General features: G+C 51.9%; 13 protein-coding genes, 2 rRNA genes, 1 other RNA gene and 1 other annotated feature (1 of these 17 running past the window's edge). Of the genes, 2 read left to right on the top strand and 14 right to left on the bottom strand.

What is annotated here, in order from left to right; all coding sequences use genetic code 11:
- Window positions 1–273 precede the first annotated feature (273 nt).
- The 7 genes from GC56T2_RS00140 to tadA all read right to left on the bottom strand — a co-directional run bounded on the left by GC56T2_RS00140 (window position 274) and on the right by tadA (window position 4643).
- Entirely contained in the window at window positions 274–537 is a 264-nt protein-coding gene (locus GC56T2_RS00140) for a pro-sigmaK processing inhibitor BofA family protein (protein WP_033018332.1), read from the bottom strand.
- 284 nt (window positions 538–821) lie between these two features.
- A complete protein-coding gene (locus GC56T2_RS00135) occupies window positions 822–1073 on the bottom strand; it encodes a YaaL family protein (protein ID WP_033018348.1) in 252 nt (83 codons plus the stop codon).
- Between the two features lie 23 nt (window positions 1074–1096).
- Complete coding sequence (gene recR, locus GC56T2_RS00130; protein WP_033018333.1) at window positions 1097–1693, bottom strand: recombination mediator RecR; 597 nt, start codon at window positions 1691–1693, stop codon at window positions 1097–1099.
- A 9-nt stretch (window positions 1694–1702) separates the two neighbouring features.
- Window positions 1703–2029, bottom strand: coding sequence for a YbaB/EbfC family nucleoid-associated protein (locus tag GC56T2_RS00125; protein WP_033018335.1), 327 nt, complete (start codon window positions 2027–2029; stop codon window positions 1703–1705).
- A gap of 22 nt (window positions 2030–2051) precedes the next feature.
- Entirely contained in the window at window positions 2052–3731 is a 1680-nt protein-coding gene (gene dnaX / locus GC56T2_RS00120) for a DNA polymerase III subunit gamma/tau (protein WP_144972279.1), read from the bottom strand.
- A 111-nt stretch (window positions 3732–3842) separates the two neighbouring features.
- Window positions 3843–4107, bottom strand: an RNA gene (ffs, locus tag GC56T2_RS00115) — signal recognition particle sRNA large type.
- A gap of 38 nt (window positions 4108–4145) precedes the next feature.
- The gene (gene tadA, locus GC56T2_RS00110) at window positions 4146–4643 is read right to left on the bottom strand and encodes a tRNA adenosine(34) deaminase TadA (protein ID WP_033842753.1); all 498 of its coding nucleotides are present in this window, start codon (window positions 4641–4643) and stop codon (window positions 4146–4148) included.
- Window positions 4644–4728: 85 nt separating this feature from the next.
- Here tadA and GC56T2_RS00105 point away from each other — a divergent pair, with 85 nt between their 5' ends.
- Window positions 4729–6021, top strand: coding sequence for a glycoside hydrolase family 18 protein (locus tag GC56T2_RS00105; protein WP_144972276.1), 1293 nt, complete (start codon window positions 4729–4731; stop codon window positions 6019–6021).
- A gap of 246 nt (window positions 6022–6267) precedes the next feature.
- On the opposite strand, the gene serS is transcribed toward GC56T2_RS00105, so the two are convergent.
- From serS to guaB, 5 genes are all read right to left on the bottom strand, one after another.
- A complete protein-coding gene (gene serS / locus GC56T2_RS00100) occupies window positions 6268–7542 on the bottom strand; it encodes a serine--tRNA ligase (RefSeq protein WP_144972274.1) in 1275 nt (424 codons plus the stop codon).
- A gap of 54 nt (window positions 7543–7596) precedes the next feature.
- Window positions 7597–7816, bottom strand: a binding site (T-box leader).
- Between the two features lie 6 nt (window positions 7817–7822).
- The gene (gene pdxT / locus GC56T2_RS00095; RefSeq protein WP_144972272.1) at window positions 7823–8410 is read right to left on the bottom strand and encodes a pyridoxal 5'-phosphate synthase glutaminase subunit PdxT; all 588 of its coding nucleotides are present in this window, start codon (window positions 8408–8410) and stop codon (window positions 7823–7825) included.
- A 24-nt stretch (window positions 8411–8434) separates the two neighbouring features.
- The gene (gene pdxS, locus GC56T2_RS00090) at window positions 8435–9319 is read right to left on the bottom strand and encodes a pyridoxal 5'-phosphate synthase lyase subunit PdxS (protein WP_033018342.1); all 885 of its coding nucleotides are present in this window, start codon (window positions 9317–9319) and stop codon (window positions 8435–8437) included.
- A 127-nt stretch (window positions 9320–9446) separates the two neighbouring features.
- Window positions 9447–10805, bottom strand: a complete 1359-nt coding sequence (locus tag GC56T2_RS00085; RefSeq protein WP_144972270.1) for a D-alanyl-D-alanine carboxypeptidase family protein — start codon at window positions 10803–10805, stop codon at window positions 9447–9449.
- A 103-nt stretch (window positions 10806–10908) separates the two neighbouring features.
- Window positions 10909–12375 carry an IMP dehydrogenase gene (gene guaB / locus GC56T2_RS00080; protein ID WP_033018346.1) on the bottom strand — a complete coding sequence of 489 codons (1467 nt, stop codon included), beginning with the start codon at window positions 12373–12375 and terminating at the stop codon, window positions 10909–10911.
- 125 nt (window positions 12376–12500) lie between these two features.
- Here guaB and GC56T2_RS00075 point away from each other — a divergent pair, with 125 nt between their 5' ends.
- A complete protein-coding gene (locus GC56T2_RS00075; RefSeq protein ID WP_144972269.1) occupies window positions 12501–13505 on the top strand; it encodes a YaaC family protein in 1005 nt (334 codons plus the stop codon).
- A gap of 128 nt (window positions 13506–13633) precedes the next feature.
- Here GC56T2_RS00075 and rrf read toward each other — a convergent pair.
- Together rrf and GC56T2_RS00065 are read right to left on the bottom strand one after the other, a co-directional pair.
- Window positions 13634–13750: ribosomal RNA gene (gene rrf / locus GC56T2_RS00070) — 5S ribosomal RNA — on the bottom strand.
- A 343-nt stretch (window positions 13751–14093) separates the two neighbouring features.
- Window positions 14094–15449 (bottom strand): 23S ribosomal RNA (locus tag GC56T2_RS00065) (it continues 1575 nt past the right edge of the window).

Here is a 15449-nt window from a genome sequence, read left to right as displayed (position 1 = left end):
GTTTTGTTTAGTTTTCAAGGAGCATGAACGATATCATCTCGCACACTTTTATTATTATAGACATCCATCAAGTCATTGTCAAGACGTTTTTTGTCGACAGCGACGTTATTTAATATACCTAACAATGACCAAAAAGTCAATGGTTTTTTATAAAAAAAATGACGTCCCTAAAAAAGTAAGGAGACGTCTCTTTCTCTCCATCACAAAACGATTCGTGTTCAATCGTTTCTTTATATTGGATTTTGCCCTTTCGCTACAAGAATGGCTTTTCTCCTACAAAATATACTGATCAATGACAATCAACGCTGCTGCTCCGGGAAGACCGAGAAACCCGCAAATGAGTGAAGTGATGAAATTGATCGGTATATGAACGCTGAACTGTCCACCGATGGCATTGATGACAAACAATGCAAGCGCGCCGACGAGCAGCCGAACGGCAGCGTAACCGATCAAGCGGAGCGCTTTAAGGCGGGCGCCAACAATCAGCAGCATCGTGATGAATACCAATAACAAAGGAATCACAACATTTGGCTCCAAAGACTCAACCCCCTTTTTTCTACGCTTGTACTACAAACGTATGAACAGCGGGGGAAAAAAGAACAAAAAATATAGCGAAGGGCACATCCTTTTCATCAGAAGGAAGGTTTGAGAAACACTGTTGGAAAGTGGTATTTCTCCTTCAATCACCGGCCTTCCATGGTTTCAGGCGTTTCTAACCCCTCGGCTGCATTTCAGCTCTAGTAGTGGGCGCTCAAAGCCGTCTAACCGGAAGAAACCATCACCAACGATTTCCACACCGACATCACCGGCCTCTCCTATGCTCAGCGACGAACCGCTCCGCGCATAGGATGGAACCGATGGACGTTTGTCACGCGGCGGTGCTTTGCCTCGCGGAGAAGAAACAAATATTTGGCCTCGGCAAGTTGCAGCGCGCTCCACACTTCTGGTGACGGGTCGACGCTTTTTTCGATGAGCTGCTTTTGCTCGAGCCATTCGTCTCTTGCCTTTTGCAGTTCAGCTAGCAGCTTTTCATCAAACTGTCTCTTTAGTTTCCCCTTTCGCCGCCAAAGCAAATCGATCCCCACCTTCTTTCTCTCTATAGTTCGCGACGCCCTTCCAACGCCTTTGACAGTGTCACTTCATCCGCATATTCCAAATCACCGCCAACAGGCAAGCCATGAGCGATGCGAGTCACTTTAATCCCCGTTGGCTTCAACAGGCGCGAGATATACATCGCTGTTGCTTCTCCCTCAATGTTTGGGTCGGTTGCCAAAATGACTTCTTGAATCGTTTCGTCCTGCAACCGCGCCAATAGTTCGGCGATTTTAATATCTTCCGGACCAATGCCTTCCATTGGGGAGATTGCACCGTGCAAGACGTGATATAAGCCGTTGTATTCTTTCATTCTCTCCATGGCGATGACGTCTTTCGGATCCTGTACGACACAAATCGTTGTTCGATCCCGGCGCTCATCTTTGCAAATGTAGCAAGGATCGCGATCGGTGATATGCCCACAAACCGTGCAGTAACGAATCTGTCTCTTGACGTCAACGAGCGCTTTGGCAAATTCAAGCACGGTATCCTCTTTCATGGCTAACACATGAAAAGCTAGGCGGGCAGCCGTTTTTGGGCCGATCCCGGGCAGTTTCATAAAGCTATCAATCAGTTTGGATAGCGGTTCTGGATAATGCATCGTATCCCCCTAGAACAATCCTGGAATGTTAAGCCCTTTTGTAAACTGCCCCATCATATCATTGGCCAGTTCATCCGCTTTTTTGAGGGCGTCGTTTGTCGCTGCTAAAACCAAATCTTGCAGCATTTCAATGTCATCCGGATCGACCACTTCTTCTTTAATGTTTACCTGTAAAATTTGTTTATGGCCGTTGGCGATCACGGTTACCATGCCGCCCCCGGCTGTACCTTCCACTGTTTTTTCCGCCAGTTCTTCCTGCGCCTTTTGCATTTCTTTTTGCATTTTTTGCATTTGCTTTAACATTTTTTGCATATTGCCCATTCCGCCACGCATCATTTTCACATCCTCCTTTGGTCGGTTATTCTTTCATTTCGATCAATTCCTCGCCAAACAGCCGCTTTGCCTCAGCGATCAACGGCTCCTCCTCGCTTTTTTCCGCTTTGGCTTCTTTGTTGCGGATAAACTCTTCCCTTATTTTTCCCCATTCCTCTTCCGGGATAGCGATCATTTCAAAGCGCCGATGAGTCAGTTCAAACAAAATGGCTTCAACGTTTTCTTTGACCGAGCTTGCTGGATCTGTTGCCATCTTGCAATGGATTTCATATTTAAATTTTAACACAAATGCCGAGGCATTTGCCGCAACGGGCTCGCTTTCTTGCAGGAGAGCGGCGTGCGATACTTTGTGCTGCCGCTTTAACGTATCAAGCACATCCGCCCAGCGGCCTTTCACCAGTGCCAAATCTTCGTGCGTCGCTTGCTTCAACAGCTCATAAATGCGGCCGACTGGCGCTTTATATCCCCCTGCTTTCACCGCTTTCACCGGTTTTTTCGTTGAGGCGGGAGCGGATGAAGAAACGGACGATTGTTCCTTTAGACGGCGCAATTCTGCTTCTAGCATGTCCAGTCGCTTCATCAACGGTTCAAGTTCGGAAACAGAGAGCGCCGAAGCGGCGGATGGCGAATGACAAAGCTTCACAAGCGCCACTTCCAGCAAAAGGCGCGGGTGGTTCGTCCATTTCATCTCTTGCTGGCTTTTGTTCAGCAATTCGATAGCCCCGTACACATCGTGGAGCGAAATCGTCTCAGCAAGGGAGACGAACGTTTCATCAACAATGGCAATTTGAATGGCGTCTTCGACATGAGGAGCGGTTTTATAGAAAAGCAAGTCACGATAGTACAAAATCAAGTCTTCCACTAAACGATTCGGGTCTTTTCCTTGCTCCATCATCGCCTCAAACTGTTGCAACACTGCGGCCGTGTCTTTCCGGTGAATCGCTTCAATCAAACCGGCCAACACTGCAAATGATGCCGCCCCGGTCATCATCAACACATCGTCAAGCTCGATCGTTCCATCGCTAAACGAGATGGCCTGATCGAGCAAACTGAGAGCATCACGCATTCCGCCATCGGCAGCACGAGCGATAGCGGACAGTGCCTCATCAGATGCCTGCACCCCCTGGGCATTGGCTACGTATTTCAGACGCGACATGAGACCCGATAGCGGGATGCGGCGAAAATCAAACCGTTGGCAGCGGGAAATAATCGTCGCCGGAATTTTGTGCGGTTCAGTGGTAGCCAAAATAAAAATGACGTGTTTCGGCGGCTCTTCCAACGTTTTCAGCAAGGCGTTAAACGCGCCGATTGATAGCATGTGCACTTCATCGATAATGTACACTTTGTAGCGGACCGAGGTCGGAGCGAATTTGACCTTTTCGCGAATGTCGCGGATTTCATCGACACGGTTGTTGGAGGCGGCGTCAATTTCCAACACATCCGGAATCGTTCCGTCTGTGATGCCGAGGCAAGCAGGGCATTCGTTGCATGGTTCGGCCGCCGGAGCCCGTTCGCAGTTGACCGCCTTGGCAAAAATTTTCGCCGCGCTCGTTTTTCCCGTCCCGCGCGGACCGGAAAATAGGTAAGCGTGGGATATTTTATGGTGAAGCAGGGCGCTTTGCAACGTCTTGGTCACGTGCTCCTGGCCAACCATGTCAGCGAAGCGCTGCGGCCGGAAAACACGGTATAACGCTTGATATGCCACGGAAAACGGCCCTCCTCTTCCTCTCATCTTATTTATTATATAACTTCTCGTTTCGATTTGAAATAACAAAAAACCCACTCGTTGTGAGTGGGTTTTTTCGGCTATGTAAGGCCGTGCACCTTCTGTCGATTAGCTGCCCCGAGCGTTGCTCAAGCAGTTAGCTCAGCCCAGGCACCCCTGCGGCACATGGGAGCATCCGCTTACTGCTGCTTCCTTCCGGACCTGACAGGGTTCACGGAATCCCATTGCGCAGGACCCAGACGTCAACACCACTTGCTTGAGACAGACCTCACAACAGACTAACCTCGAGAAGGAATTCAGCCTCGCTAGAGCGGATTGCGAGTACAGGGCACCGCTACCTCCCCGCTTAGCACGGCACTATCAGTATAGCTCGTTTGCAGAAAAAAAGCAATGTCACCGAACCGATTTTTCATTGGAACTCCCGCCAACATTTCTCTTCTGTTCCCGCAGCCGGCGGAAAAAATCGCTTAACAGCAAGCCGCACTCGCTTGCCAACACACCGCTCGTCACGCTAGCTTGATGATTGAACCGGCTCTCTTGCAGCAAGTTCATCAACGTCCCGGCGCAGCCTCCTTTTGGATCGCTGGCGCCAAACACCACTCGCTCAATGCGGGAAAGGACGATCGCTCCCGCACACATGGCACATGGCTCAAGCGTCACATACAGCGTCGCCCGCTCAAGCCGCCATGAACCGATGGCCCGACACGCTTCGTCAATCGCTAAAATTTCCGCATGGGCAATGGCGCGTTGCTCCGTTTCCCGCAAATTATGGGCGCGGGCGATGACGCGGCCGTCTTGAACGATGATGGCGCCGATCGGCACTTCGCCGATTTGTTCGGCTTTTTTTGCCTCTTCAATCGCTAACTTCATGTAATACTCATCGTGGTTCATCGTATACCCCTTTGCGCAAACGGTCATTTCTCTTGCCTTTCCATCATAAAATATGGAGAATAAAGACGCAACTAGGAGGGCCAGTATGCAAATCCATGTCATACAGAGCGGACAAACGTTGAGCGGGATTGCCGAGGCATACGGAACGACCGTCGAGGAAATTGTCCGGGCCAACAAGCTCCCAAACCCTGATAAACTCGTTGTCGGCCAGACGCTGGTGATCCCGATCGTTGGCCGTTTTTATTGGGTGCAGCGCGGCGACAGTTTATGGTCGATTGCACGCCGATTCTCGATTCCGATGCAGCGGCTTGCAGAGGTGAACCGCCTCTCGTTAAATGCCCCGCTGCGGGTCGGTCAGCGGCTGTACATCCCTCCCGGCGCCAAGCGGAGAGCGGAATTTAACGCATACATTGAGCCGCGCGGAGCCACGGTCAGCCCGGCACTGGAAGCGAGCGCCCGCGAGGCCGCCCCGTATTTGACCTATTTAAGCCCCTTTTATTTTTCTATCCGGCGCGACGCAACATTGCAAGAACCGCCGCTTGATGACTTTCCCGCCATCGCCCGCGCCAACCGCGTCACGCTTGTTATGGTGGTTGCCAACATTGAAAACGGACAGTTCAGCGACGAGCTTGGCGCCCTTATTTTAACGAATGAGACGCTACAAAACCGCTTGCTCGACAACATTGTCGCGACCGCCAGACGTTACGGTTTTCGCGACATTCATTTCGATTTTGAATATTTGCGCCCGGAAGACCGCGAGGCATACAACGCCTTTTTGCGCAAGGCAAAACGGCGGTTTGAACGAGAAGGGTGGCTGATGTCGACCGCGTTAGCGCCGAAAACGAGTGCGACTCAGCGCGGGCGCTGGTATGAGGCGCACGATTACCGTGCCCACGGGCAAATCGCCGATTTTGTCGTCATTATGACGTACGAATGGGGGTACAGCGGCGGACCGCCAATGCCCGTTTCGCCAATCGGCCCGGTCCGGCGCGTACTTGAGTATGCCATTTCGGAAATGCCGGCAGGAAAAATTTTAATGGGACAAAACTTGTATGGCTATGACTGGACGTTGCCGTACGTACCGGGCGGTCCATACGCCCGAGCGATTAGTCCGCAGCAAGCCATCGCCCTCGCTGCGAGGTATAACGTCGCCATTGAATACGACATCGAGGCGCAGGCGCCCCACTTTCGCTATCGCGATGAGAACGGCCGCGAACATGAAGTATGGTTTGAAGACGCGCGGTCGATTCAAGCCAAATTCCAGTTAGTCAAAGAACTCGGGCTGCGCGGGGTGAGCTACTGGAAGCTTGGCCTTGATTTCCCGCAAAATTGGTTGTTGATCAATGATCAGTTTATCGTCGTAAAGAGGGGAGGATGACGGATAAAAAAACCCGCCTTCAATCGGCGGGTTTTTTTATGGTCGGAAACGGCGGCTTAGTGGGAAGCCGTTCCGAATAGACAATTCTCCTCTTATGCGCGTCAGTATGGCTCTTCATCGCCGTGGCCGAGAATAGGGGAATTGGCGTCTGCCGTTCCTTTCTTCTCATTGCCAACGTCATTCACTATAACACGACCGCAAGGAAAAGTCAATCAATGGCGAAGAGGAATCACCTCTGTTCCCCGCTTAGCGAATGACATCCCGATTCCTCATGTACGGACGGAGCGCCTCGGGAATTACGACCGATCCGTCTTCCTGCTGATAGTTTTCCAAAATGGCGGCGACAGTGCGCCCGATCGCCAGCCCTGAGCCGTTTAGCGTATGCACATACTCCGGCTTTGCGTTCGGCTCGCGGCGAAAGCGGATATTGGCACGGCGCGCCTGGAACGCCTCGAAGTTGCTGCACGACGAAATTTCCCGGTACGTCCCATAGCTTGGCAGCCACACCTCGATGTCATACGTTTTCGCGGCCGAAAAACCAAGATCCCCTGTACACAAGGCGACGACACGATACGGAAGCCCGAGCCGCTGCAAGATCGTTTCCGCTTGGCGCGTCAATGTTTCGAGCTCGGCATATGAATCCTCCGGCTTGACGAACTTGACGAGCTCGACTTTATTGAATTGGTGCTGACGGATGAGCCCTCTCGTGTCGCGGCCAGCCGAGCCGGCTTCCGCGCGGAAGCACGCGCTGTAAGCCGCATAGTAAAGCGGCAAATCGTCAGCCGCTAAAATTTCATCGCGATGCAAGTTCGTCACCGGCACTTCCGCTGTCGGAATGAGGAAATAATCCTCGCTGTCCAAATGAAACGCATCTTCAGCAAACTTCGGAAGCTGACCGGTTCCGATCATGCTCGCCCGGTTCACTAAATATGGAGGCAACACCTCTTGGTAACCAAACTCATCGAGATGAATGTCGAGCATAAAGTTGATTAAGGCCCGCTCAAGACGAGCCCCTAGTCCTTTATAAAACACAAACCGGCTTCCTGCCACTTTGGCGGCCCGCTCGAAGTCGAGCAAACCAAGTTGATCAGCGATTTCCCAATGCGGCTTCGGTTCAAAGGAAAACGAGCGCGGTTCTCCCCATCGTCTCACTTCGACGTTATCTTCTTCCGATTGGCCGACCGGCACAGACTCATGCGGCACGTTTGGCATCGACAAAAGAAGGCCGTCAAGCTCTTCTTCAAGTTGGCGAATTTGCTCGTCCAATTGTTTAATGTGGTCGCCGACTTGACGCATTTCGGCGATCAACGGTTCAGCGTCCTTTTTTTCGCGCTTTAAGACAGCGATTTGTTGCGACACATTGTTGCGCTTGCTTTTCAACTCTTCGACTTCCGCGATCAAACGGCGGCGCTCCTTGTCGAGCTGCTCAAACCGGTCGATGTTGGCCAAGTCCCCGCCCCGCTGCATCAGCTTTTCTTTTACCTCTGGAAATTGAGTGCGCAGTAATTTGACATCCAACATTTGTTTTACCTCCTTACCCACCATTTATTATACATAAAAACGCTCCCGTCCCAAAAAAGGGACGGGAGCGTTCCCGCGGTGCCACCCTTATTGAAGGCTCATCATGCCTTCCACTTATGCCGATAACGGCGGCTGCCGAAAACGCCTATTGACCGCTTAGGTGTTCAGCATTTTGCTCGAGGATGGATTCACAGGCGCCTCCTGCCGGTTCGCACCACCCACCGGCTCTCTGAAAGGAGGGATGCCTGCTACTAGTTCCTCTCATCGCGTTCGCATTCATTTATACGCTTGATACCGTTTTTGCTTCCTTGACCATATTTAAGAAGTATTGCATGAACCGATGGTCATCGGTCAGTTCGGGATGGAACGAGCAGCCAAGAAATTGGCCTTGCCGAGCCGCGACAATGCGGTCGTTGTATGTCGCGAGGACATCGACCCCGTCTCCGACCTCGACGATGTGCGGCGCACGGATGAAGACGCCGACGAACCCGTCGCCGACCCCTTGAATCGACAGCTCCGCTTCAAAGCTTTCCCGCTGCCGTCCGAACGAGTTCCGCTCCACCGTAATGTCCATCAAACCTAAGTGCGGCTCGTCGTAACCGACGATTCGTTTCGCCAGCAAAATGAGCCCGGCGCACGTGCCGAACATCGGCTTGCCGTCAGCGGCAAATTGCTTCAGCGGTTCCATGAGGCCATACCGGTCAATGAGGCGTCGCATCGTCGTGCTTTCGCCGCCTGGCAGCACGAGCCCATCGAGTTCAGCGAGCTGCTCCGGTTTTTTCACGATGACCGCCTCAGCGCCGCACGCCTCAATGACGCGAACATGCTCCCGCACAGCTCCTTGCAGTCCCAGTACACCGATTTTCATCGTTGTTTTGCTCCTTTATCTAAATTACCAGCCGCGTTCTTGCATGCGGTGCTCCGGCAACAATGTCGCGACATCGATGCCGCGCATCGCGCCGCCCAACCCTTTGGACAAGTGGGCGATCAGCTCATAGTCCTCGTAATGAGTCGTCGCTTCAACGATCGCCCGCGCATATTTTTCCGGGTTTTCCGATTTGAAAATGCCTGACCCGACAAAGACGCCGTCTGCGCCTAAGTGCATCATGAGAGCAGCGTCAGCCGGTGTCGCGACACCACCGGCGGCGAAATTGACGACCGGGAGGCGGCCAAGCCGTTTGATCTCGCGCAACACTTCAACCGGAGCCCCAAGCTGCTTCGCCTCAGCGACAAGCTCGTCCTCGCTCATGCTGACGACTTTGCGGATTTGCGCGTTGACTTTGCGCATATGGCGCACCGCTTCAACGATGTTGCCTGTCCCCGGCTCCCCTTTCGTCCGCAGCATCGACGCCCCTTCCGCGATGCGGCGGGCGGCCTCACCTAAGTCGCGGCACCCGCACACAAACGGAACCGTAAACTGCCGTTTATCGATATGGAATTCCTCATCAGCCGGCGTCAACACTTCGCTTTCGTCGATGTAGTCAACGCCGAGCGCCTCAAGGACGCGCGCTTCCACATAATGACCGATGCGCACTTTCGCCATCACCGGGATGGAAACGGCGTTCATCACTTCTTCGACCACCGTCGGGTCCGCCATGCGCGCGACGCCGCCGGCAGCGCGAATGTCCGCCGGGACGCGCTCAAGCGCCATGACCGCGACAGCCCCTGCCGCCTCAGCAATTTTCGCTTGTTCCGCATTGACAACGTCCATGATGACGCCGCCTTTTTGCATTTCCGCCATGCCGCGTTTGACGCGGTCTGTGCCTGTCAATGCCAACGTTGATTCCCCCTATTCCTATCCTTATGCTTAGTCATATCGCAAAAGGATGATTCCACTGTTTTATTTTACCTCAATTTTTACAAAAATCACAATGGAAAAAAGCTCCCCAAGCAGGGGAGTTGCTTCACAGCCAGCTTTTCACCGTTTTCGCAGCGCTCGTCCATAAGTCAGCGAACAGGCCGCCGATCGCGCGCATGGAAAGCACAAACCAGTTTGCTTTTTCCACCTCAGCGGTCGTCACAAGCGGCACACGAATGTTTTTTTGCATGTCCGGGCTTAAAAAGGCAAGAGAGTCATCTCCCTTATATTCAAGCGTCATATATCCGACCGTCTCTCCCTTTTTCAACGGAGCGGTCAGTTCGCCCTCATTTGTCATCTTTTTCTTATCCAATACATAGACCGGTTTGTACTGTTTTTCCTCGCCGTGTCTCACTAGCAGCGATAGCTTTTTGGCCGTGGCGACACGAACTTTTTTTTCTTTCCCTTTCACGACTGGAAGCGTCTCTTTTCCTTTCAGTTGATATCCCTTCGGATAAAGCGTTTGAAGCGAGTATTGATTAAATCCATAGTTAAATAGTTTTTCCGTCTCCTCAAAGCGCGCCTCTTTTGTCGTTTTTCCACTCGCGTCTTTCGCGTTCATGACAACAGAAATGAGGCGCACCCCGTTCCGCTTTGCCGTTCCGGTAAAGCAGTTGCCGGCAAATTCTGTATAGCCAGTTTTCAACCCGTCAACCCCTTCGTATCCGTATACAAGGCCGGGAAGCATCCAATTCCAGTTGTCCATTCGAATTTCATCTTCTGTTCCTTCCCGGAATATTTTTCGGGGAATACTCGCTGTTTCCAGCACTTCGGGATGGTCTTTCAACAGCCGGTAGGCAAGCATCGCCATGGCCCGTGCGGACATAACATTTTCCTCATCCGTGTTCGTTCCCTCTGGATGGAAGCCCTTTAAGTCTTGATTGCTGAGTCCGGTCGCATTGACGAACTTATAATCTTTGAGCCCAAGCTGCTTCGCTTTTTTGTTCATCATCGTTACAAAATTTTTTTCCGATCCAGCTATGACCTCAGCAATGGCAACCGTTGCGGCATTGGCTGAATAAATCGCCATCGCTTCATACAGTTCCCGCACCGTATATTTGCCGTCCTTGCGCAGCGGCACGTTCGACAAGGCACGGTCCTGGGAAAGCCGATATACATACTCGCTCGGCGTATACGTTTGATCCCATTTAACGCGCTTCGCCTTAATCGCATCAAGAAGCAAATATTCGGTCATCATTTTTGTCATACTGGCAATGCCGAGCACTGTATCAATATTTTTTTCATACAAAATTCTTCCTGTTTGCGCGTCCACTAAAATGGCCGCATCGGCTCGAATGTCAAGCGGCGCGCTTTCCGCTTGCACCGTTCGTTGGAACGGCCAAACGGTCAAACAAAGACAAATCGATAGCAGCCAAAAAAACCAAGTTTGTTTTTTCGTCTTCACGTCGCACCCTCCTTACACAACCGTTATTGTAACATATGGACAGCCAAAAAAATAGACGGAGGGCATGTCTCCGTCAAAGTTAGGCCAATTGGCGCAACTGCGCTTAAAACGCGGAGTAGTTTGGCGCCTCTTTCGTAATTTGTACATCGTGCGGATGACTTTCGCGCAGCCCTGCGCCCGTCATGCGGATAAATTGCGTTTTCTCCCGTAACTCATCCAAGTTTCTCGTCCCGCAATAGCCCATACCGGCGCGCAGTCCGCCGACGAGCTGGTAAATCGTATCGGCGAGCGGTCCTTTGTATGGCACGCGCCCCTCAATGCCTTCGGGAACGAACTTTTTCGCATCTTCTTGAAAGTAGCGATCTTTGCTGCCACGCTCCATCGCCGCGACCGATCCCATGCCCCGATATACTTTAAAGCGGCGGCCTTGATAAATTTCTGTCTCTCCCGGGCTTTCCGAAACACCGGCGAGCAAGCTTCCAAGCATGACGGCATGCGCTCCAGCTGCGATCGCCTTGACGATGTCACCGGAGTATTTAATCCCGCCATCAGCGATAATGGGAACGCCGTGTTTGCGCGCCTCTGTCGCACAGTCGTAGATCGCCGTAATTTGTGGAACACCGACCCCGGCGACAACCCGCGTCGTACAAATGGATCCCGGTCCAATTCCGACCTTGACAATGTTCGCCCCCGCCTCAATTAAATCGCGCGTCGCCTCAGCTGTCGCGACATTGCCAGCGATAATGTTCAAGTCTGGGTATTGACGACGAATGTTCGCTACCGTCTCAAGAACACCTTTGGAGTGACCGTGCGCTGTGTCGACAACAATGACGTCGACTCCCGCCTCAACAAGCTTTTTGACGCGGATCATTGTGTCGGCTGTCACCCCTACGGCTGCACCGACAACAAGCCGTCCTTTAGCGTCCTTTGCCGAGTTGGGAAACTCGATCACCTTTTCAATATCCTTAATGGTGATGAGCCCCTTCAACACTCCGTTTTCATCGACCAAAGGCAGTTTTTCAACCTTATGTTTTTGCAAAATTTTCTCCGCTTCCTCCAACGTTGTTCCAACCGGAGCGGTGATTAAATGGTCCTTCGTCATTACCTCGGAAATTTTTATCGAGTAATCTTGAATGAAGCGCAAATCGCGGTTCGTAATGATGCCAACAAGCTTTTGTTCGTCGGCATTGTTGACGATCGGCACACCTGAAATCCGGTATTTGCTCATTAAATGTTCCGCGTCGTACACCTGATGGTCAGGTGTCAAGAAAAAGGGATCGGTAATAACCCCCCGCTCTGAGCGTTTCACTTTGTCAACTTGTTCGGCTTGCTGCTCAATGGACATATTTTTATGAATAATGCCAAGTCCTCCTTGCCGAGCCATGGCAATGGCCATCTCGGCTTCCGTCACAGTGTCCATGCCGGCACTAATAATGGGGATGTTCAGCTGCAGGGTATCACTCAATTTTGTCGTCACATCAACGTCGCGCGGTAATACGTCTGATTTGGCTGGGATGAGAAGAACATCGTCAAACGTCAAACCTTCCTTTGCAAATTTCGTTTCCCACATGTTTTCTCCCCCTTGTCCGGAAATATTATTAGTAGCTTAACAACTGGTTAAACTACTGTCAAGGAATCAGGGAAATGTTCAACTTTTCAGTTATTTGTTCATCATCTAGTGACAGGGGGGATAAAATGTTCGGAAATAACAACAAACAACCCCGCCTTTCCGTTTTCCAATCCGCTGACACCGCTCGACAATTTTTGCAGCAATGCTACAAACAATTGCATCGCGAAGATGCTGTTCAGCGCAGCTATACGAACTGCTACCCGTTTTTATATTATTTGGAGCACGGGCAGAACTTTTATGCTACGGCTCAACAGGCACCGCTGTCAATCAAGCCGGTGTTGTTGTTTTATGGCATGGTGCAGCTTTTAAAAGCATGTCTACTTACCGTTGACCCCGATTACCCTGAGTCGACGTCAGTCCTCGCCCACGGTGTATCAGCAAGGAAACGGAAAAAGCAAGGTTATGAATTTCTTGATGATGAGGTAAAAGTACAAAAAAACGGTTTATTCACTCATTTTTCTGAAAAAATGTTTCATGTGAAACAGGAAGCCGGGGAGAAGTTTCGGATGGGGGCGTTGCTGCAACGGATCGGCGAATTGCATGACACCTTTTTCCTCTTAAGTGGACGAAAAAAGCAGTTGTCTTTGCCGGTTGTACATACTGTCTCCCCTCCAATGGTAGCCATCCCAAAAACCATTTTAGACTATTATCACATGCCATTGACTCGCTTCCTTCAATACCTACGGGAAGAGGGGCAAGGAAAGGCGATCACATTTGTCAATGAAGAAGGAGAATGGCTACGTTTTCAACTGACAGCGCCGCTTTCCCCGGTCGGGGAGGGACCATTTTTCTTTCAGCTTGATGGCACCTATCGAATCGCGGTCAAGAAAGAAAAAATTTTTTTGTTACCGGAAATACATGCTCACTATTTATTGTTGTACAATTTGAGCATGATTTCCCGGTATGAAACCGAGTGGTGGTGCGAGCTTCTTCACTCCTATCCAAGCAAAGCGTATATTTTTATTGTCGAATTTCTCACCGTGTCAGCGAAAAAAGTTCCATGGCTCGTGAATGAATACTTGATGCAAAAATGGAACAGCTGCTCAGCCGATGCGCAAATGCCGTTATGATCCAACCCGCAGTAACGGCTGCCACTCTGCATTGGCTGATAACAAACTATTTCTTTACAGTACGAAACATAACGATCAAACCAAACAAAAAATCCCTTGTTGATGTTCATATCGACAAGGGATTTTTTGCCTAGCAGCGACCTACTCTTGCAGGGGCGCTGGCCCCAACTACCATCGGCGCTGGAGGGCTTAACTTCCGTGTTCGGGATGGGAACGGGTGTTTCCCCTCCGCTATCACCACTAGGCAAGCGATTCCGTTTTTCATCAATCATTATACCAGAAAATTAATTCCTGTCAAGAAGGAACTCATTCCTTCAAAACTAGATAACCGTCGGAAGAAGCCGCGTGTCGTACTGTCTAGCTCCGGCCGCCATCGGCTCGCGACGCTTCGGTCCTGCTGTGGTGGCATAGCCTCCTCGCAGGCCCTCCAGCGCGTTTCGCCGATAAGCGGGCGGCCTCCGCTTTTCGCACTGTCTAGCTCCGGCTCGCCGCCGCTCGGGGTCAAATCACCTTCTCCTTCGGGGTGCAAGCACCCCTGCGGGCGAAGAACATTTGCCCGTCGCGGCGAACCGCTCGCCTGCGCTTTTCTAGGTTAAGCCCTCGATCGATTAGTATCCGTCAGCTTCACGTGTCGCCACGCTTCCACCTCGGACCTATCAACCTCGTCATCTTCGAGGGATCTTACTCGCCTAACGCGATGGGAAATCTCATCTTGAGGGGGGCTTCACGCTTAGATGCTTTCAGCGCTTATCCCGTCCGCACATAGCTACCCAGCGGTGCCCCTGGCGGGACAACTGGTACACCAGCGGTGCGTCCATCCCGGTCCTCTCGTACTAAGGACAGCTCCTCGCAAATTTCCTACGCCCGCGACGGATAGGGACCGAACTGTCTCACGACGTTCTGAACCCAGCTCGCGTACCGCTTTAATGGGCGAACAGCCCAACCCTTGGGACCGACTACAGCCCCAGGATGCGATGAGCCGACATCGAGGTGTCCAAACCTCCCCGTCGATGTGGACTCTTGGGGGAGATCGAGCCTGTTATCCCCGGGGTAGCTTTTATCCGTTGAGCGATGGCCCTTCCATGCGGAACCACCGGATCACTAAGCCCGACTTTCGTCCCTGCTCGACCTGTCCGTCTCGCAGTCAAGCTCCCTTGTGCCTTTGCACTCTCCGAATGATTTCCAACCATTCTGAGGGAACCTTTGGGCGCCTCCGTTACCTTTTGGGAGGCGACCGCCCCAGTCAAACTGCCCACCTGACACTGTCTCCCACCCCGCTAAGGGGTGCGGGTTAGAATTTCAATACCGCCAGGGTGGTATCCCACCGTCGCCTCCACCGAAGCTGGCGCTCCGGCTTCTTAGGCTCCCACCTATCCTGTACAAGCGATACCAAAATTCCATATCAGGCTGCAGTAAAGCTCCACGGGGTCTTTCCGTCCTGTCGCGGGGAACCTGCATCTTCACAGGTAGTATAATTTCACCGGGTCTCTCGTTGAGACAGCGCCCAAGTCGTTACACCTTTCGTGCGGGTCGGAACTTACCCGACAAGGAATTTCGCTACCTTAGGACCGTTATAGTTACGGCCGCCGTTTACTGGGGCTTCGGTTCGCACCTTCGCTTCCGCTAAGCGCTCCCCTTAACCTTCCAGCACCGGGCAGGTGTCAGCCCCTATACGTCGCCTTTCGGCTTCGCAGAGACCTGTGTTTTTGATAAACAGTCGCTTGGGCCTTTTCACTGCGGCTCTTCCAGGCTCTTCACCCGAAAGAGCACCCCTTCTCCCGAAGTTACGGGGTCATTTTGCCGAGTTCCTTAACGAGAGTTCTCCCGCGCGCCTTAGGATTCTCTCCTCGCCTACCTGTGTCGGTTTGCGGTACGGGCACCTCTTCCCTCGCTAGAGGCTTTTCTTGGCAGTGTGAAATCGGGGACTTCCGGATTCAATCCGTC

Origin of the sequence: Geobacillus sp. C56-T2, assembly GCF_007829715.1 — a bacterium.
GTDB lineage: Bacteria > Bacillota > Bacilli > Bacillales > Anoxybacillaceae > Geobacillus > Geobacillus icigianus.
Note: the sequence above shows the minus strand (reverse complement) of the source record. Positions and strands in the feature narration are given on the sequence as shown.

What these genes read in the sequence shown, in the direction of transcription:
- GC56T2_RS00105 (WP_144972276.1), top strand. Translation starts at nt 4,729, where the DNA reads ATGCAAATCCATGTCATACAGAGCGGACAAACGTTGAGCGGGATTGCC.
- tadA (WP_033842753.1), bottom strand. Translation starts at nt 4,643, where the DNA reads ATGAACCACGATGAGTATTACATGAAGTTAGCGATTGAAGAGGCAAAA.
- guaB (WP_033018346.1), bottom strand. Translation starts at nt 12,375, where the DNA reads ATGTGGGAAACGAAATTTGCAAAGGAAGGTTTGACGTTTGACGATGTT.
- GC56T2_RS00125 (WP_033018335.1), bottom strand. Translation starts at nt 2,029, where the DNA reads ATGATGCGTGGCGGAATGGGCAATATGCAAAAAATGTTAAAGCAAATG.
- serS (WP_144972274.1), bottom strand. Translation starts at nt 7,542, where the DNA reads ATGTTGGATGTCAAATTACTGCGCACTCAATTTCCAGAGGTAAAAGAA.
- GC56T2_RS00075 (WP_144972269.1), top strand. Translation starts at nt 12,501, where the DNA reads ATGTTCGGAAATAACAACAAACAACCCCGCCTTTCCGTTTTCCAATCC.
- recR (WP_033018333.1), bottom strand. Translation starts at nt 1,693, where the DNA reads ATGCATTATCCAGAACCGCTATCCAAACTGATTGATAGCTTTATGAAA.
- pdxT (WP_144972272.1), bottom strand. Translation starts at nt 8,410, where the DNA reads ATGAAAATCGGTGTACTGGGACTGCAAGGAGCTGTGCGGGAGCATGTT.